We start from the raw sequence: 17,705 nt of genomic DNA on the forward strand, positions 1-17,705 counted from the left end.
ATTTGACGAAAAAAATCCTCTCAACACAATCGTCGAGAGGATCGATTTTTAAATTAACGACTTTTCACAAGTAAATCCACTGCTTCTTGAACAATTTCCTCTTGTGTTTTCGGCTCTTCACCATCGGTTTGCTGAATACAATCGATTAAATTAGAACTAACGATAACCCCGATTGTACGATCGATTGCGGAACGAGCGGCCGTCAATTGAGTGACGACATCTTTACATTCTTTTTGCTCATCCATCATGCGCAAAATGCCTTTAATTTGACCTTCTACGCGTTTGAGACGGTTTCGGATTTTTGCATCATAATCCGTCATTTGGATCGCCTCCTATTCGTTTATTCTTACATTTATTGTATACCCCAGAAGGTATGAAGTCAAAATTTTTGATTGCGGGGTAAAAATATTCCAACATGCATTATAACCGATTTTGTGGTATAATCATAGTGAGTTGATAGGGATTATCTAATTCAAATACAACCTTACTGTCGTCGTCCATCGTATGTTTCGGACGATTTTTTAACTTTCGACGCACTAAGGTGAGGGAGGGAATTCGATTGTCATTTCCAAGACGGGAAAAAAAGGTTTCGGATTTCGTCGCAGCACGCCAAGTGGATGAGAAAATTGCATTCGTTCGAAACGACCACGAAGTGACCGGCACGATTCATAAAATTTTAGAAAACTCAGTCATCGTTCGGATCTCTGATCGCGATGCCGAGTTAATCGGGGCACCATCCGATTTAACAGTCGTTGCCCATAAAAACTATTCGGTCGTGTAATACGAAAATTCCTCTATACGAGAATGTATGGAGGAATTTTTTTGCATAATTATGTTATTATAATATTGCTTAAATATGATGTAAAGGAGAATGGCTATGAAACAAAAATTAATCGAACGTCTCTCAACTTATGCCAAGATTGATACACAATCTGATGATGCAAGCACGACAACTCCTTCTACACCCGGGCAATGGGATTTATTGCATTTGCTTCAAACTGAGATGAAGGACATTGGCTTGCAACAGATTACATTAGATGAAAACGGTTACTTATTCGGTACCCTCCCTTCGAATGTTGAAGGAAAAACGCCAACGATTGGACTGCTCGCCCATGTCGATACGGCGACGGATTACACGGGGAAAAATGTGCAACCTCAAATTCATGAAAACTATGACGGAAAAGATATCAAACTGAATGAAGACGTTGTGATGCGTGTAGAAGACTTCCCAAACTTAAAAAACTATGTCGGTCATACGTTAATGACGACGGATGGCACAACATTGCTCGGTGCTGACAACAAAGCGGGTATCGCAGAAATTATGACGGCGATGGAATTTCTAATCGAACATCCTGAAATTCCTCGCCCTACGTTCCGCATTGGCTTTACCCCTGATGAAGAAATTGGCCGTGGCCCTCATAAGTTCGATGTCGAAGCATTCGCTGCCGACTTCGCCTATACGATGGATGGAGGTCCTCTTGGAGAACTTCAGTATGAAAGCTTCAATGCTGCCGCTGCGACGGTGACATTCCGTGGTGTCAATATTCACCCTGGCACAGCAAAAAATAAAATGGTCAATTCGATTTTAATTTCGCATGAATTTCAAAAAAGAATGCCACAAGATGCTGTCCCTGAAAAGACAGATGGTTATGATGGTTTCATTTACTTAATGGACGTTCAAGGAACGACGGAAGAAACGACACTTTCTTACATCATCCGCGATTTCGATCGCGAGGCTTTTGAAGAGAAAAAGCAATATATGTACGAAGTTGAAAAAGAACTTCAACAATTGTACGGAAAATCTTCTGTCCAAGTAAACATTGAAGATCAATATTTCAATATGCGTGAAAAAATTGAACCCGTGATGGAAATTGTCGATGCCGTAGAACAAATTATGATTCAACTCGGAATAAAACCGATGATCGAACCGATTCGCGGTGGCACGGACGGTTCACAACTTTCTTATATGGGTTTACCGACACCGAATATTTTCACAGGCGGAGAAAACTACCATGGAAAATATGAATTTATTTCAATCGACAATATGGAAAAAGCAGTAGAAGTTATTATTGAAATGAGTAAACATTTCGCTAAAGCGAAATAATCAAAAAGACGTCAAACGAAGTTGACGTCTTTTTTTAAATGATAAATCCTAATCGCTTCGCTTCAAATGTTAGCTCTTCTCGGAACTTTGGATGCGCGATTTGAATAAGTGCTTCTGTTCTCGCTTGAATGGACTTTCCGTACAATTTTGCAACACCGTATTCCGTCACGATATGATCGACGTCATTTTTGCTCGTCGTCACGACAGAACCTTTCGTTAAATGAGGCATAATGCGTGATACTTCGCCATTTTTCGCCGTCGAATGCATGCAAATATAGCCTCTTCCCCGCTTTGCAAAATGAACAGCGCGCGCGAAGTCCGCTTGTCCTCCCGTAGAAGAATAATACGTCCCGCCAATCGTTTCTGAAGCGCATTGACCGTAAAAATCGACTTCTGTCGTTGCATTAATTGAAACGATATTATCTTCTTTCGCAATTTCCATCGGATGGTTAACGATATCGACAGGCAGTAATTCAATGACCGGATTATGATGCAAAAATTGATGGAGACGCTCCGTACCTAATGCGAACGTTCCAATTAACTTGCCACGATTGGTCATTTTCGCTGAGCCATCGATGACGCCAGCCTTCACTAAATCAACAATGCCGTCTGAAATTAATTCACTATGTAATCCTAAACTGCGGTGATGTTTCAATTTATGCGTGACAGCATTCGGAATCGAGCCAATCCCAATTTGCAATGTATCACCATCTCGGACACGGTCTGCAATAAAATCGGCAATTTGCAAATCCGCTTCCCGAATACGTGGCTCAGGTACTTCAATTAAAGGTTCGTGATGCTCAACGTATCCTTGCACTTGGCTAATATGAATTTGATTGCTTCCAAATGTACGAGGCATATGTTCATTCACTTCCACGTAAAACGGCACTTTTCCGATCAATGGTGAAATATATTCTGCTTGCGTTCCTAATGAAAAATACCCATGTTCATCAATGGGGGAAACGACGGCTAATACAGCCGATAAATGCGTCGACTGACGCAATATTTTAGGCATTTCATGAAAGACGTTCGGAACGAGCTCGATATGACCGTCTAAATAAGCTTGCCGATTCGCACCACTTAAAAAATAAGAAACGTGCGTTAAATGCCCTTTCATTTTGCCATACATATAATCTCTTTGTTGCACGGGTAAAATTTGATGAATTTTCACACGTTCTAATTGTTGATGTTCTTCTTCTAACCAATCTAATAAAAGGCGTGGCTCCCCATGCCCTAAAGGTAAAATTAAATCTGCAAAAGGTTCAATCTTGTCAATAAACTGCTGTTTCGTTAATCTCTTTGACATCTGGTACTAACACCAACTTTCAATATCGATTATATTTATCTTACAATACTTTCAAGCACGGTCAATACATATTTGTCACATCCATGAGAAAAACCACAAACATATCCTATGCTTGTGGTTCATTTTTAAACGGTTTTCGTCGCGGCTTTTTTAATATCTTGTCGATGTTCATAAATATTTTTTACGATTGCTCGAATGACTGCATATGTCGGAATCGCAATTAAAATTCCGAGGAACCCTGCAATATTTCCAGCAGCTAAAATGAGCGTGATGACTGTCAGTGGATGAATCGACAATGTTTTTCCCATAACGTTTGGCGTAATTAAATTACTATCCGTCTGTTGGGCAATGAGTGTAACGACCCCGACCCAGATGACGAGGGAAGGCTCTTGTAAAAATCCGATAATAATGGCAGGAACGACCGCAATCCAAGGACCGATAAACGGAATTAAGTTCATAAACAGCGCGAATATCGCAAGTAATAATGCGTATTCTAAACCGATTAATGAATATCCGATATAAATTAGCGTCGCTAAAATGGCACTAATTAAAAACTGTCCTTGAATGTAGTTTTTCAATACGTCGTTAATGTCTTTCATTGTCTTCTCGACCCAATGTTTACGTTCCCCTGTGAAAAATTGCGTGACGAAAGGAATGAACTTTTCATGATCTTTCAACATAAAGATAAAGAAGAACGGAACGAGAATGAGTAAAAACATCGCTTGGAAAAATGATTGTAGAAATTGCACAATCCACTTTCCAAACCCGATTGCAACATCTTGCAGTGAGTCTGCCGCTTCGTCAATAGAAGCTTTAATATTGTCAGGTAAATCTTTTCGTTGTTCTAATGCATAATCTTTTACATGATCTAATTCTTTCGCTAATTCTGGAGCATTTTTGACAAAGGTATTCACTTGTTCACTCACAGGAGGACCAATAATTGCAATAAATGCCCAAATGACCACTCCTAAACTTGCCAAAATCGTTAAAATGCTCGCCCATCTTGGAAATTTACGCTTTTCTAAAAAACGCTGAATCGGTTCCGTCATATAAAATAAGACGCCCCCTAATAACAAAGGAAAGAAAATCGTCTTCGCAATAATGACGAAAGGTGTAAATAAGAAACTAATACTTAAAAAATATTTTACAATTAAAATTGCAAGAAGTATTCCTACCCCTGCTTGAAACCATCGTTTATTCGTCATGGCAACCTCCTCTTACTTATTTATCTTTAGTATACCTGTTTTTTAAAATTTTCGTTTCTTTTTATGTTTAGATTGTTCAAAATGTGGAATACATATTGTAGAAACTTTTCCAGAGGAGGAAATGAACATGAGTGAATTCAAAAACAAAGTTAAAGGTACTTTCAATGAATTAAAAGGTGAAGCAAAACAAAAATTAGGCAAAGCGATGGACGATACTTCAATGCAAGCGGACGGCTTAAAAGATGAAGTGAAAGGAAAAGCTCAAAAGAAAATGGGCGAAGTACAAGGTGATACGAAGGAAGCTTATGATGAAGCGAAAAAAGACGTCGTCAATAAAGCGGACGAATTAAAAGAACGTTATATCGACAAAAAAGAAACAAAATAAAGTTTTACACTTACAATGAATGGACTAAAAAACTGTCGTTTGTAGTATACAAACGACAGTTTTTTTGCATTTCACTCTTGATGAAAAATGGATAAATCTATTTAAAAATATTGCTTCCCCATATTATTGGAAAAGCAACATTTATTTATGCGCACGGACAATATCCATAGGTGTAACGATTCCTAACAATTTTTCTTTTTCACGACCATTCTCTGTGATGAGTAGCGCTTCGATTCGATTGCCGGACGTTACGCCTTTTTGGAAAATCTCTACCGCTTCATAAATCGGCATATTTTGACGAACAAAACGATACGATTTTTTACGCTTTTCATGCTGATGAACATCACGTAACTTCGGGATTTTTCCTTTTGGCATTCCTTCTGTCATCCGATCGGATAACCAGTATGTAATTCCCATCGCTGTAATCATCCCTATAAAATGTTGTCGATCATAGAGCGGAAACTGATTAAATTTTTGTTCGCGAATGAGTCTTAAGCCAATTAATAAAGAATCATTTGCTTGTAATGTGACGACTTTTCGACGAAAAAGTTGGCCTACTGTTACAGGTTTCGTTATTTTTCTTGCGATTTGTTCGATTTTTTGGACGACTTGATGATGAGGTTCTGCGATAACATATGCTTGTTCTGTACGATCATGAACAATTGCATTGCGCAATTCTGCAAACTCTCGCAAATCGTGCTCATATCGACGGACGACTGCATTATGGCGGCGTGCACAATCAATTAGTTTAAAGAAAGGCATGTTTGTTGAATGGCACATTTTTTTCATTGCAGCATCGATTCGATTGAATGCAATAATATAACGTTCAGAATTTTTCATCTTCTCAACTCCGACCTTTTTCTTACAGTATATCATAAGCTTTTTTAACTATCTATCATGTTTATTTATTATCATTAGAAATATAATTAAAATAATTATCATTAAAATGTCCACTTACTCATTTCATCAGCAAGATGCTCAACCGGTATTTTTAAAGCCTTATTCAGTGTTTGTCATACGACATTCACTTTATATGACCATATTGCTAAAATCTCCTCATTCTCTATTTTGCCACTACATCGGTCATTCATCCCGTTTTTTAAATTTATAACCCTTTTTTTCCAAACAGTTTCTTCTATTCATGTTATAATACCGTGTTGGTTAGGAGGAATTATTATGAAAAATATGATTTATCCTTTACTCATCGTTTTTGCGGCGAGTTGTTACGGGATTTTATCCACGATTATAAAATTAGCCATTCAAGATGGCTTCACCGCTTCACAAGCTGTGACGAGCCAATATTATGTTGGGCTTTTTATTGCGATCGTACTCTTTTTAATTTTTAAAAAGTCTAAACCACAATGGGGTGGTGGAAAAACTTTAATTTTTGCTGGTTTGTTTACAGCGACAACAGGTACTGTGTACGGACAAGCTGTCGAGTACATGCCTGCTTCACTCGCAGTGGTCATGCTGTTCCAATTCACGTGGATTGGCATGTTATTCGATTGTATTGCGAATCGACGTTTCCCTACGCGTCCAGAACTATTCTCACTCATCCTACTATTCACAGGAACGATTTTAGCAGCAGGTGTCATCGATGTCGATCTCTCTGTTATTCCGTGGCAAGGTTGGGCATGGGGAATGGCCTCAGCGATTAGCTTCTCTTCATTCGTCATGGTGAATTCCAAACAAGTAGAAGGGATGGACACATTAACGCGTCTTCTCTTCACTTCTATTTTTGCGGCATTCTTTATTACATTGTTCCAAAACCCTGAGATTGTGTGGGACGGTACTTTGTTCGGAGAAGGGCTTTGGAAATACGGGCTTATTTTAGGCCTCTTCGGAATTGTCGTTCCGATTTATCTATTCTCTATCGCAGTACCAAAAGTTGGCGCTGGTATGAGTTCTATTTTAAGTGCGATGGAATTGCCTGTTGCGATTATTGCGTCTATGTTACTGTTAGGCGAACGTTTAACCGCTTTGCAGTTTTTAGGGATTGCGATTATTTTAATCGGCATGACATTCCCAACCATCATGCAACAATTGAAACTAAAAAAACGACAGCAAACTTAAACGAAAAGAAGCGTAAATCCTTTGCGCTTCTTTTTTGTGTATCCGTTCGCCATTTCTACTATACTAAAGAGAGTATCATTATAATTTTCTGAGGAGGCGATGAAATGACTGAAAGACTGTATTATAAAGACGCATATGAAACAACCTTTGAAGCAGACGTTATAGAACAAGGTAAAGATGAACACGGGCAGTATGTGATCTTAAATCGCACTGCTTTTTATCCAACTGGCGGCGGGCAGCCCTATGATACGGGATATTTAAACAACAGTATTGTACATAATGTGGAAGAAATTGATGGAGTGATTCGTCACTATATCGATGCGCCTTTAGAAGAAGAACACGTAATTGGTGTCATCGATTGGGAACGACGCTTCGATTATATGCAACAACATAGCGCACAACATATTGTCACGGCAATTTTTCATGATATTTTAGGGTATGAAACAGATAGCTTTCACTTAGGCGATGAAGTCGTGACGATCGACCTTATGACAGAACAAGTATCGAGGCAAGAAATGATGCGCGCCGAACAAATGGCAAATGAAGTCGTATTACGCAATATTCCTATCGAAACACATTGGGTAACAAAAGAAGAATTAGAAAATTATCCACTTCGCAGCGACATCAAAGCGCACGATAATATTCGACTCGTCATCATTCCAGACATCGATTACAACGGTTGTGGTGGAACGCACCCTCGTGCAACGAATGAAATTCAACTCATTAAATTGCTTGGAACAGAGCGCATGAAGAAAAGAACTCGCCTTTCTTTCATCGCGGGACGCCGCGCACTCGTTCACTACGCTTTACAAAACGAGCGAGTGAAACGCTGTGCCCAATTACTCGAAACGTCAGAATCCCGAGTTGTACCTAAAATTGAGCGGTGGATTGAAGAAAGAGAAGCACAAGAACAGCTCATTCGAGATATGCGTAAGCAATTACTCGATGTAGAAGCGACACAGCTACTGCAAAATTCTGAGCAACTCATTACCGCGACATTCAAGAATCGTCCACTTCAGGAAATTCAAGCACTCGCTACAAAAATTGTGGAACAGCGAACAAGCGTAGTCGTCTTATTTACGACAACGAACGATGAACTTGTCCAACTCATTGCGATGCGTGGTGAAGAGGCTTTGCCGAATATGCGTGATTTTGGAAAAGAAATCTTTCCATTATTTGAAGGACGCGGTGGCGGTAGCCCAAAATTTATTCAAGGCGGCGGACCAAAAGTAAATATCAGCGCCCAACAGTTACTCGATGAAATGATCACACGTATTTCCCTCGTCTAACGACAAAAATCCTCCCGTCCTTACCGGACAGGAGGATTTTTAAAAGGGAGTGTTTCGTATATATTAGTTTTTACCTAATACTTCGTTCCAATCAATTGTTCCATTTTTCACTTGTTCACGTTTTTCTTTATCCATAATATCTGATGGGCGATTGCCATTTGGCCAATCTTTTTCAGGTGTTGGGTAAGAATCGCGATCTTGTGACAAGATGAACGCTGCTAAGTCAGCTGCTTCTTGGTCTGACAATGAGTTCTCTTGACCGATTGGCATATTGCGTTGAATATATCCTGCCATTTTGCCCATGCGTGCGAGTCCTGCTCCATCGTTAAATGAACCTGAACCCCAAAGGGCTGGACCTGTGTTCGAACCTGTTCCTGAACCGTCACCTGCGTGGCATGCGATACAAGATTGATTGTACAATTGCTCTCCTGCATCTACATCTGGAACGGGCACATCATCCATACTGTTAAGGTGACGCCAGTCTAATTCAGCACCGACTGGAATACCTTCTGAAATGTAAGTTAAGTAAGCGACCATCGCTTTTAAGTCTGGATCATTCGCTTCGAATTTTTGACCGTTCATACTACGAATCATACAACCGTTAATACGGTCTTCTAAAGTAACAATTTTGCCTGAACGTGGGATGTACATTGGATACACGGCAGATACACCGACCATTGACGAAGAATGCTCATCCATACCTGCACCTGCGTGACAGCTTGTACATGATAATTCGTTGACGAGTTTCTCACCATCTTCTGGTGTCGCTGCTTCACTGCGTAATACTTCTGATGTGTTGTTCGTTAATTCATAACCTCGTAAAATCGCTTCACCTAATGGACCTTCTGGAACATCATCTAATGATGGTGGATTATGTGCGATTTTCCCTCCTGCGACAGGTGCTGGTGCTGTTGTTTCTTCTCCTTCTGCCACTTCTGTATCTTTCGGTGCCTCAGCACGTTTCTCCTTAGCAACTTGCATACCGAACATCGATAAAACCATAATGAGTCCGAGTACAAATACACCTGCTAATAATGCCATCGGAAAACCTTTTTTATTACTCATTCGTGTTACCTCCTTTATTTCTCTTTCTGTTACCTTCAAATTATCACACTTTTCACAACAGCGTCTATGCCTATTTGCATATGAAAACAAGATTGCTTATAAAGTTTTGACATTTTCATCACAAGCTTTTGAACATCAGTCGATTATTCATACTTATTTCACTTATTCATTTACACTTCTCTTTCCAAAAGGACTTTCGGTCATCCTTAACGATATTTATTCTATATAAGTTATATAAATGATAATAATAATCAATTAAAGGCTTTCAAATGCGTTATTTTTCAATTTTTAGGGTAAAATAAAGAAAGTAGATAAGGAGGGATTGATACATGTTTTTAGCATGGAATGAAATTAGACGTAATAAATTACGGTTCTTTCTCATTACGGGAGTTTTAATGCTTGTAGCCTATTTAGTGTTCTTTTTATCAGGGCTCGCAACAGGTTTACAAACGTTAAACCGGGAAGCTGTCGACCGTTGGGATGCGGATGCAATCGTCTTGACGGATGAAGCGGATAAAAGCTTGGCGCAATCGATTATGTTACGAGAAAAAGAAGACAATTTAAAAGCAGACCAAATTGCACCAATCGGTCAATTGAATGCCATCGCAAACAACAAAGATGAAAAGCAAAACATTTCTTTATTCGCTATCGAGTCAGACTCTTTCATTATGCCGGAAGTGCTTGAAGGAAAAGCTTTTAAAAACAAGTTTGAAGTCATCGCTAGTGAGACTTTAAAATCTGAAGGATTTACCATTGGGGATCGCGTGAAATTATCAGGTTCCGACGATGATTTGACGATCGTCGGCTTTATTGCTTCTGCACGTTTTAACGTTGCTCCTGTACTTTATACGGACTTTGATACATTTTACTCAATCAAATATGGAGAAACTAGTGAGACGAATAACACAAAGTTAAATGGCTTCATCGTCCAATCAAATGACGTAAATGCGATTACGACAGATTCAGAATTAGAAGCTATTCCAATCGAAAGCTTCATCGAAAAATTACCTGGTTATTCAGAACAAAATATGACATTGAATTTTATGATTTATTTCTTACTCATTATTTCTGCGGTGATTGTTGCTATCTTCTTGTACGTCCTCACTGTTCAGAAGATTAATATTTTTGGTGTCATGAAAGCACAAGGTATTTCGAGCGCTTACTTAGCACGTTCCGTTGTCGCTCAAACATTCATTTTAGCATTTGTCGGTGTGGCAATCGGTCTTGGTTTAGCTTTATTAACAGGCATGTTTTTACCAGATGCTGTACCTGTTACATTTGATTTACCGATTTTACTCACTTATGGAGCCATTTTTGTCATCGTCGCTATTTTAGGTTCATTATTCTCTGTGCGCACGATTGTCAAAATTGATCCATTGAAAGCGATAGGAGGTTAAAATGATGACGGTTTTACAATTACGAAATGTTTCAAAATCATATAACGATGGCTCGAAAACAATCGAAGCACTCAAACCGACAAACTTCGAAGCTGAACGAGGAAAATTAATTGCGATTATCGGACCTTCTGGTTCTGGTAAAAGTACTTTTCTCACCATCGTTGGAGGTTTATTGAGTCCGACCTCTGGTGAAGTCATTATTAATGGTCGTTCCTTATCACGATTGAATGAAAAAAAGCGCTCTAAATTACGACTTGAAGAAATTGGATTTATTTTGCAAGCCTCCAATACTGTCCCTTTTTTAAAAGTGAAAGATCAGTTTAAATTGATGGATCGTGTGAAACAGAAAAATATGAGAGCGAATCATTTAAAACAGTTAATGAGTGATCTCGGTATTTTAAAATTAAAAAATAAATATCCGACTGACTTATCGGGTGGTGAACGTCAACGATTAGCTATAGCACGAGCATTATATACGAATCCATCTGTCATTTTAGCCGATGAGCCAACCGCTTCACTTGACTCAGAACGAGCTTTTGAAGTGATGGAGCTTTTACAAAAAGAAACGAAAAATAAAAATACGACAACCATTGTCGTCACGCATGATACACGTCTCCTGGATTACTTCGATCACGTCTACAATATGACAGATGGTGTGCTCACTCAAGAACGTTAAAAAAGTGCTTAGGAACAATGATTACTTGTTCCTAAGCACTTTTATTTCTTTATTTTTTCTCTATCATGCTTCTTTTTTACGTGTAAATAGAAGTACACTACCGAGAAGAGCTAATAATACCCCTGCCCATTGCATTATGAGCATATGTTCTTCCCCTGTTTGAGGCAATGTTGGAACATTCGATGTTTGTGAAGCCAATGGATGCTTCGGTTGTGTGGAAATCGGTGTGTGATGATTTACAACGATTTCCCCTAATTCCTTTTCTTCGATTTCTTCTGGTTGAGCAGTAACCTCTTCTAAATCTTCTTGCGGAGATTCAGGGATAGTCTCTGTTGGTTTATCCTCTTCTTCTGGCTGCTCTGGTTTTACAACAGGTCGTTCATCAGTTGGTTGTTCTGGAACAACGATAGATGGTTTATCTTCTTCCACTGGTATTTCTGGAATTGCTGGATTTTCTGGAGCTGGATTAGTCGGCTCACTCGGCTTAGAACTATTACCTCCACCTGAAGGTTTAGACGGTTTAGGTGTCTCCGGTTTTGGCTCTTCTGGTACTACTACAACCGGTTTTTCCTCTTCTTCTGGTTGTTCTGGTTTCGTTGGTACACTTGGCACGACTGGTGTTTCTAGTTCTGGCTGCGTCGGTTCTTCCGGAACGACTGGTGTTTCTAGTTCTGGCTGCGTCGGTTCTTCCGGAACGACTGGTGTTTCTGGTTCTGGCTGCGTCGGTTCTTCCGGAACGACCGGTGTTTCTGGCTCTAGTTGCGTCGGTTCTTCCGGAACGACTGGTGTTTCTGGCTCTGGTTGCGTCGGTTCTTCCGGAACGACTGGTGTTTCTGGTTCTGGCTGCGTCGGTTCTTCCGGAACGACCGGTGTTTCTGGCTCTGGTTGCGTCGGTTCTTCCGGAACTACCGGTGTTTCTGGCTCTGGTTGCGTCGGTTCTTCCGGAACGACCGGTGTTTCTGGCTCTGGTTGCGTCGGTTCTTCCGGAACGACTGGTGTTTCTGGCTCTGGTTGTGTCGGCTCTTCGATTTTTTTGTTGATAACCTTATGTGTAATGATAGGTTGTTCTTTAAAGTTCAACATAATATCTTCGAATGCAAGTTCAATTTCATAACCTTTAGGTGCTTTTACTTCTGTTAATGTATAAAAGCCTCCACTTAAGTTTTCAATTTTCGCGTTTCCTTGCTGATCTGACTCCACTGTGTAAATAGAATCATCCATCCCTTTTAAAGTGAAGATTGCTCCCGCCAACGGCTGGCCTTCTTCATCTACTTTATGAATCTTTAACATTCCTTGATATTTCGCTAATTCACCTTGAGAGCTTGCGCTACCCCACACTTTTACAGTTTCTTCTTTCGATCCGATCTCTTCAGAAGTTTGATTATTAATGAGTGTTGCTGTATTTTTAAATTTCTTTTGCGTAGGGTTTACAATCTTCGTATCATAATAAATAAGTGCCATATATTTTTCGACTGTGTAATCTAAATTATACGTATATAATGTAATATCAATTAAATCTTCACTGACATGAAATGACTTTACGTAAGGACTATCTTTCGTCACGATCTGATTGTTAATTCCAATCGAAATACTTTCTGGCACAATTTTATGACCTTCTTGTGGTCGATCGAGTAAACGAACTTCATAAAAGTTTTTATCTCCGTTCATTTCTACTGTCCAATTGATTAAAGAAGGATTCGCCATAGAATGCTTACCCCATTTACCAATTTCTCTACCTGTTGTACCACCTGGTCCTACTTCACCTGTAGAACTCCCGCCATCAATTGTAATCGTACCCGCAGATACACCATTTACTGTAATTGGTTTCGTCTGCTTACCCGATCCTGATTCCACCGTAAGCTGAGCTCCTAATTCTAATTCACCACTCACATGAGTTAAATCTCGCACACGTTCGTCAAATGTACAACGCATTTGGTCTGCTCCAAATGGTTCACATACACCATGTTGCATTTGAAATGTTTGTGCAGCGATTTGTAAGTAAGAAGGATACGATAAGAAAAAGTAATCGCCTGGATGTACTTGTGTTCTCTCTGGGATTTTCCACTCCGTTGTAATTCCTACCGAATCTCCATTATAGAAGGTTTCTTTATTCCCTTGAAGTTCTACATTTAAAATATCAACTTGTAGTTGTTGACCGCCTGCCGCATACGTTGTCGACAATGGGACAAACATTTGAAATATGAGCACAAAAATTGCTACATACGAATATACTACTCGCTTTTTCATACATAAATCTCCTTCATCTTTACATTTATTTTCAAAGGTCTGACTTCAGACTAGTTGTTTCATCATTTTTGATTTTATACTGGCTTTACTTTTTTATTAAGTCGCTTTTTTGGACTTGCCAAAGGAAATAAACGTATAGCGAATTTGACCTATTTTAAAATTCGAGCTTCATTTTTTGAATTTTTGTCGATAGTAGACAAGAAGGGGGGAACGGCCATTGATTACCGCTAGACAAGTTAAAATTTTACGATTTTTAGAAAAACAAACAGATTGGACGAGCTTGAAGACAATCGGGGAAGCACTTCATTACTCTGATAAAACGATTCGGACGGACATTCAACAGATGGAAATCAGCTTTCCTCCTGATTGGTCGATTGAACGTCTTCGCGGAAAAGGGGTTCGTCTTTTAAAACCTGCAGACGAAAACATCAATACACTTAATAATATCGAAAACGAGCATATAATCTTGTATAATATGTTTCATTTTATTTTAGAAAATGAACATCCTACTTTAGAAAAGTTGGGTGATCACTTTTATTTTCATATGACTACAACACGAGACTATGTTAAACGACTTGAACTTTTTTTAAATAAACACGAACTCCAACTAGCACGTAGTCCTTTGCGTATTTTAGGAGATGAGACTTACATTCGTATCGTGCATTACAAGTTGCTCATCGCCGCTTTTGGAGAACAAAATTTATACTATCAATATCAAGAAGAAAACAACCCGATGCCACTCATTCAACAACTAAAAACATTAGGAATTCGTCTTCTTTCTCAACCGATTTGTAAGTTTCACCTTTATTTTACATTTGCACGTCATCGAATGGCTCAAGGATATTTCGTTGATGCACTCGAAGAAGAAGAATTAATTCGAAATCATCCATTATACTTGAAATGGAAAAATATTATAGAAGAGTACTACAATGTTCGCCTTCCCGAGGTTGAGTCTATTGAAGCATTTTCATTTTTCTTCTTTTTAGATTTTACATGGCATAAGCATATTTATAATTACACAAAAACATATGAAGCATTACTTCAACAAAAGGAACAACATCCTTTACTTTTTTCTTTTATTCAACATTTAGAATGTCATTTTGAATTGCCGACTTTAAGAAAGGACGAGGCCTTCGTTTCACACTTGTTTGACTTTCAACAACGTCTTAACTATCGTTTAATGAATTTAAAATTCGTTCAATTAGATGATTCTTTTGTCAATGCACCTGTACGAAAAAAATTTGAAAAGCAAATGAATATTTTAAAGAGAGTATGCATTAAATGGACGAACGAGCATGACTTACCACCGTTCTCTACAGATTTACTTTTACACTTAGCATTGTTTTTAGAACGTCATTTACTTATGTTCCATTTAATGAAACAACGACTTCTTTTCTTGTTTTCAGATTCAATCACGTTGAAGATGTGGACAAATGCCACATTATTTCAGTACTTCTCTGATGATTTAAAAGTTACGAGCATCCCTTACTATGAGTGGTATCCATCTATGCAAGAGCAATATGATATTATCGTGACCGATACTCCTCTACCTTCATTAGAAAATAAAGTGATTTTAGTCGATACGATTTTAAAAGACCAAGATATCATTTTAATTCGAAAAGAAGTGAAACGATTACAAGTTGAAAGACGAACTCATTTTTGGGAACAAGCGGACAATAAATAACACCCCCTTCACATTAAAAAGGGGGTGTCTTCTATAAAGATCAAATTATTTTCACTACATCTTCAAATGGTAAAAATTCACGTTTTGCTGCTTCTTCATCTTTTGCTCCGAATGGGATTTGAGCGATTAAACGCCACTCTTTTGGAATGTCCCACTCCGCTGCTACTTTCTCGTCGATTAACGGATTATAGTGCTGAATTGATGCGCCAAGTCCTGCTTCTTCAAGCAATAACCATGTCGCATATTGCAAAATTCCTGTTCCCTCATATGACCAATTTGTAAATGACTCTGCATATAAAGGTGCGTTTTGACGCATCTGTTCTAATGTTGCATCATCTTCGAAAAAGAGAACCGTTCCATTTCCGTTACGGTAACCTGCTAAACGAGCTTCTGTCGCTGCGAAATCTTCTGCTGGCACTACTTTACGAAGTTCTTCTTCGACGATTGACCATAGTTTTTCGTTATCTTCATCCATTACAAGCATCATACGACCGCTTTGCATATTGAAGGCCGACGGTGCGTATACTGCCTTTTGAAGCAATTGCTCCATTTGTTCTTTCGTGACGTTTGGATCCTTTTTAACACGTCGAATGGAACGACGTTCTTGAATTGCTGCTGATACTGACTTTGTTGTCATGATGAAACCTCCGTTATCTGTTTTGTTGTAGGGACGAAAGCGAATACTGTTTTCCAGTCGCTTGCGATAAATGTCGTTACGCTCATCGCGATTAAAGCAAACTCTAATTCATATCCATCTAAAAAACCGAGTGGGCCTTTCACTGTGAAAATAGCACCTAACATGATGAAGACGAATAAAGCAGAAATGATTTTCGTTAATACGCCGAATATGAGCAAGACACCACCAACTAATTCAATTGTAGCAACGATGTAGGCTAAAAAGCTAGGAATTGAAATGCTTTCAAAAAAAGCTGCGGTTCCACCAATTCCTCCCGCAAATTTCGCCCCACCATGAATCGCAAAAATGAGTCCTAAACTAATACGGATGACGACGAGTGCAAATGTTTGCTTATTCATGACGCTCCACCTCGCTCAGTCACGACGCTAAATCGTTCATTTACATGTTGACGGTTTTCAATTTCGTCATATAGTGCGAGGACGTAATCTTCCATACTTGCATAACTTTCGCCCGCTTCATTGACGAAAAATTCATCGCCACCTGTCGCATAATGTCCAGTGCGTTCTCCTGGCTCAAACAATGCACCCGGACTAACGTATGTCCAATCGATTCCTGCACTCGCTTCAAATATACGTAAAGCACGCTCATGTCCTTTCGCCGTCGGTAAAAATGCTTCTGGGAAATCTGGTGTGTCAGCTAACATCGTATTTCCGATCAATAAGCTTCCCGCCCCTCCGACGACGATGAGACGCGTTTTCGTTCCTTGAAGGATCTCGATGAAATGAGTCGCAACGTCTGCGAATAATGACTCTTTCCCTGGCTCCGCTCCAAATGCACTAATGACGGCGTCAAATGATTCCACATCTTCCTTCGTCAATTGTAATACATCCTTCTCCACTAATGACACCGGGGCCTCTAACCACTTATTTGCGTCACGTACAAACCCTGTTATGTCATATCCTCTTCTTACTCCCTCGTCGACTGCTAAACGCCCTACTCGACCTGTCGCTCCGACTACTGCTATTCTCATCTCAAACTCCTCCTTCTTGTAACTAATTCAGTTACATGTAAGGTGTGAAAAATGATTGGCATTACCGACTATTTTTAACGCATATCGTCGATAATGTCACTCACTGTTTTCCCAGCTAATACTTTCTCCATCGCTTCTTGCGCTTCTCCAAATGTAACATCAAGTGCCTTTTGAATATTACGCCCAACCGGACAAGCAACATTCGGCTTCTCATGCACCGAAAATAATTCATCTTGATGAATGACCGCATTATAAATTTCAAGCAATGTCGTTTCAGAAGGACATTTGACAAGTTCGACACCTGCTACTCCTTGTGAAGTGCGTACAATATTTGCTTTTTTTAATAAACCGATAATGCGACGAATGACGACGGGATTTGTGTTCACACTACCCGCGATCCATTCAGAAGACATTTGTTCATTCGGATTGGATGCGATAAGAGAAATGATATGAATCGCTACAGAAAATCGTGTGTTAATCATTTCATCCACCACCTATGTAACCATCATAGTTACATGTAAAAGAAATGTCAAATAAATATGCTCACTTTATTTTAGGTTTACGTATTTTATGACTTGTCGAATGATTATAAACATTGCCCATTCAA

18 protein-coding genes are annotated in these 17,705 nt (G+C 39.2%); 8 read left to right on the forward strand and 10 right to left on the reverse strand.

Annotated features, from left to right (window positions below; translation table 11 throughout):
• Positions 1-53: 53 nt before the first annotated feature.
• Positions 54-320 carry a metal-sensitive transcriptional regulator gene (locus IRY55_RS09175; protein WP_194563014.1) on the reverse strand — a complete coding sequence of 89 codons (267 nt, stop codon included), beginning with the start codon at positions 318-320 and terminating at the stop codon, positions 54-56.
• 239 nt (positions 321-559) lie between these two features.
• Here IRY55_RS09175 and IRY55_RS09180 point away from each other — a divergent pair, with 239 nt between their 5' ends.
• Complete coding sequence (locus IRY55_RS09180) at positions 560-781, forward strand: DUF2187 family protein (protein WP_194563015.1); 222 nt, start codon at positions 560-562, stop codon at positions 779-781.
• 96 nt (positions 782-877) lie between these two features.
• Positions 878-2,104: a peptidase T gene (gene pepT, locus IRY55_RS09185; protein WP_194563016.1), complete on the forward strand. Its 1,227-nt coding sequence runs from the start codon at positions 878-880 to the stop codon at positions 2,102-2,104.
• A gap of 34 nt (positions 2,105-2,138) precedes the next feature.
• On the opposite strand, the gene IRY55_RS09190 is transcribed toward pepT, so the two are convergent.
• A complete protein-coding gene (locus tag IRY55_RS09190) occupies positions 2,139-3,410 on the reverse strand; it encodes an acetyl-CoA hydrolase/transferase family protein (RefSeq protein WP_194563017.1) in 1,272 nt (423 codons plus the stop codon).
• Positions 3,411-3,535: 125 nt separating this feature from the next.
• Positions 3,536-4,615: an AI-2E family transporter gene (locus tag IRY55_RS09195; protein ID WP_194563018.1), complete on the reverse strand. Its 1,080-nt coding sequence runs from the start codon at positions 4,613-4,615 to the stop codon at positions 3,536-3,538.
• Between the two features lie 127 nt (positions 4,616-4,742).
• Here IRY55_RS09195 and IRY55_RS09200 point away from each other — a divergent pair, with 127 nt between their 5' ends.
• Positions 4,743-5,000, forward strand: coding sequence for a CsbD family protein (locus IRY55_RS09200; protein WP_213086692.1), 258 nt, complete (start codon positions 4,743-4,745; stop codon positions 4,998-5,000).
• 141 nt (positions 5,001-5,141) lie between these two features.
• Here the strand turns inward: IRY55_RS09200 and IRY55_RS09205 are convergent, their stop codons facing one another.
• Positions 5,142-5,840 carry a CBS domain-containing protein gene (locus tag IRY55_RS09205; protein ID WP_194563020.1) on the reverse strand — a complete coding sequence of 233 codons (699 nt, stop codon included), beginning with the start codon at positions 5,838-5,840 and terminating at the stop codon, positions 5,142-5,144.
• A gap of 336 nt (positions 5,841-6,176) precedes the next feature.
• Between IRY55_RS09205 and IRY55_RS09210 the strand changes: the two genes are divergently transcribed.
• Both IRY55_RS09210 and IRY55_RS09215 read left to right on the forward strand, forming a co-directional pair.
• A complete protein-coding gene (locus IRY55_RS09210; protein WP_194563021.1) occupies positions 6,177-7,073 on the forward strand; it encodes an EamA family transporter in 897 nt (298 codons plus the stop codon).
• 104 nt (positions 7,074-7,177) lie between these two features.
• Positions 7,178-8,362 carry an alanyl-tRNA editing protein gene (locus tag IRY55_RS09215; protein ID WP_194563022.1) on the forward strand — a complete coding sequence of 395 codons (1,185 nt, stop codon included), beginning with the start codon at positions 7,178-7,180 and terminating at the stop codon, positions 8,360-8,362.
• A gap of 63 nt (positions 8,363-8,425) precedes the next feature.
• Here IRY55_RS09215 and IRY55_RS09220 read toward each other — a convergent pair whose 3' ends face one another.
• Entirely contained in the window at positions 8,426-9,427 is a 1,002-nt protein-coding gene (locus IRY55_RS09220; protein WP_235961109.1) for a c-type cytochrome, read from the reverse strand.
• Between the two features lie 329 nt (positions 9,428-9,756).
• On the opposite strand from IRY55_RS09220, the gene IRY55_RS09225 reads away from it, so the two are divergent.
• Positions 9,757-10,824, forward strand: a complete 1,068-nt coding sequence (locus tag IRY55_RS09225; RefSeq protein WP_194563023.1) for an ABC transporter permease — start codon at positions 9,757-9,759, stop codon at positions 10,822-10,824.
• Positions 10,825-10,828: 4 nt separating this feature from the next.
• A complete protein-coding gene (locus tag IRY55_RS09230) occupies positions 10,829-11,500 on the forward strand; it encodes an ABC transporter ATP-binding protein (RefSeq protein WP_194563024.1) in 672 nt (223 codons plus the stop codon).
• A gap of 63 nt (positions 11,501-11,563) precedes the next feature.
• Here the strand turns inward: IRY55_RS09230 and IRY55_RS09235 are convergent, their stop codons facing one another.
• On the reverse strand, positions 11,564-13,747 hold the full coding sequence (locus IRY55_RS09235) for a SpaA isopeptide-forming pilin-related protein (RefSeq protein ID WP_194563025.1): 2,184 nt from the start codon (positions 13,745-13,747) through the stop codon (positions 11,564-11,566).
• A gap of 217 nt (positions 13,748-13,964) precedes the next feature.
• Here IRY55_RS09235 and IRY55_RS09240 point away from each other — a divergent pair, with 217 nt between their 5' ends.
• Positions 13,965-15,431, forward strand: coding sequence for a helix-turn-helix domain-containing protein (locus IRY55_RS09240; RefSeq protein ID WP_194563026.1), 1,467 nt, complete (start codon positions 13,965-13,967; stop codon positions 15,429-15,431).
• Positions 15,432-15,471: 40 nt separating this feature from the next.
• Here the strand turns inward: IRY55_RS09240 and IRY55_RS09245 are convergent, their stop codons facing one another.
• From IRY55_RS09245 to IRY55_RS09260, 4 genes are all read right to left on the reverse strand, one after another.
• Entirely contained in the window at positions 15,472-16,068 is a 597-nt protein-coding gene (locus IRY55_RS09245) for a nitroreductase family protein (protein ID WP_194563027.1), read from the reverse strand.
• The gene (locus IRY55_RS09250; RefSeq protein ID WP_194563028.1) at positions 16,065-16,466 is read right to left on the reverse strand and encodes a DoxX family protein; all 402 of its coding nucleotides are present in this window, start codon (positions 16,464-16,466) and stop codon (positions 16,065-16,067) included. The genes IRY55_RS09245 and IRY55_RS09250 overlap by 4 nt, the downstream gene beginning before the upstream one ends.
• A complete protein-coding gene (locus IRY55_RS09255; RefSeq protein ID WP_194563029.1) occupies positions 16,463-17,098 on the reverse strand; it encodes an NAD(P)-dependent oxidoreductase in 636 nt (211 codons plus the stop codon). The genes IRY55_RS09250 and IRY55_RS09255 overlap by 4 nt, the downstream gene beginning before the upstream one ends.
• A 74-nt stretch (positions 17,099-17,172) precedes the next feature.
• Complete coding sequence (locus IRY55_RS09260; protein WP_194563030.1) at positions 17,173-17,580, reverse strand: Rrf2 family transcriptional regulator; 408 nt, start codon at positions 17,578-17,580, stop codon at positions 17,173-17,175.
• Positions 17,581-17,705 lie beyond the last annotated feature (125 nt).

Origin of the sequence: Savagea serpentis (genome assembly GCF_015351395.1) — a bacterium.
GTDB classification, from domain to species: domain Bacteria; phylum Bacillota; class Bacilli; order Bacillales_A; family Planococcaceae; genus Savagea; species Savagea serpentis.

Coding starts and splice junctions, on each gene's coding strand:
- pepT (WP_194563016.1), top strand. CDS start 878: ATGAAACAAAAATTAATCGAACGTCTCTCAACTTATGCCAAGATTGAT.
- IRY55_RS09220 (WP_235961109.1), bottom strand. CDS start 9,427: ATGAGTAATAAAAAAGGTTTTCCGATGGCATTATTAGCAGGTGTATTT.
- IRY55_RS09205 (WP_194563020.1), bottom strand. CDS start 5,840: ATGAAAAATTCTGAACGTTATATTATTGCATTCAATCGAATCGATGCT.
- IRY55_RS09235 (WP_194563025.1), bottom strand. CDS start 13,747: ATGAAAAAGCGAGTAGTATATTCGTATGTAGCAATTTTTGTGCTCATA.
- IRY55_RS09250 (WP_194563028.1), bottom strand. CDS start 16,466: ATGAATAAGCAAACATTTGCACTCGTCGTCATCCGTATTAGTTTAGGA.
- IRY55_RS09260 (WP_194563030.1), bottom strand. CDS start 17,580: ATGATTAACACACGATTTTCTGTAGCGATTCATATCATTTCTCTTATC.
- IRY55_RS09175 (WP_194563014.1), bottom strand. CDS start 320: ATGACGGATTATGATGCAAAAATCCGAAACCGTCTCAAACGCGTAGAA.
- IRY55_RS09215 (WP_194563022.1), top strand. CDS start 7,178: ATGACTGAAAGACTGTATTATAAAGACGCATATGAAACAACCTTTGAA.
- IRY55_RS09225 (WP_194563023.1), top strand. CDS start 9,757: ATGTTTTTAGCATGGAATGAAATTAGACGTAATAAATTACGGTTCTTT.
- IRY55_RS09230 (WP_194563024.1), top strand. CDS start 10,829: ATGACGGTTTTACAATTACGAAATGTTTCAAAATCATATAACGATGGC.
- IRY55_RS09245 (WP_194563027.1), bottom strand. CDS start 16,068: ATGACAACAAAGTCAGTATCAGCAGCAATTCAAGAACGTCGTTCCATT.
- IRY55_RS09210 (WP_194563021.1), top strand. CDS start 6,177: ATGAAAAATATGATTTATCCTTTACTCATCGTTTTTGCGGCGAGTTGT.
- IRY55_RS09190 (WP_194563017.1), bottom strand. CDS start 3,410: ATGTCAAAGAGATTAACGAAACAGCAGTTTATTGACAAGATTGAACCT.
- IRY55_RS09195 (WP_194563018.1), bottom strand. CDS start 4,615: ATGACGAATAAACGATGGTTTCAAGCAGGGGTAGGAATACTTCTTGCA.
- IRY55_RS09255 (WP_194563029.1), bottom strand. CDS start 17,098: ATGAGAATAGCAGTAGTCGGAGCGACAGGTCGAGTAGGGCGTTTAGCA.
- IRY55_RS09200 (WP_213086692.1), top strand. CDS start 4,743: ATGAGTGAATTCAAAAACAAAGTTAAAGGTACTTTCAATGAATTAAAA.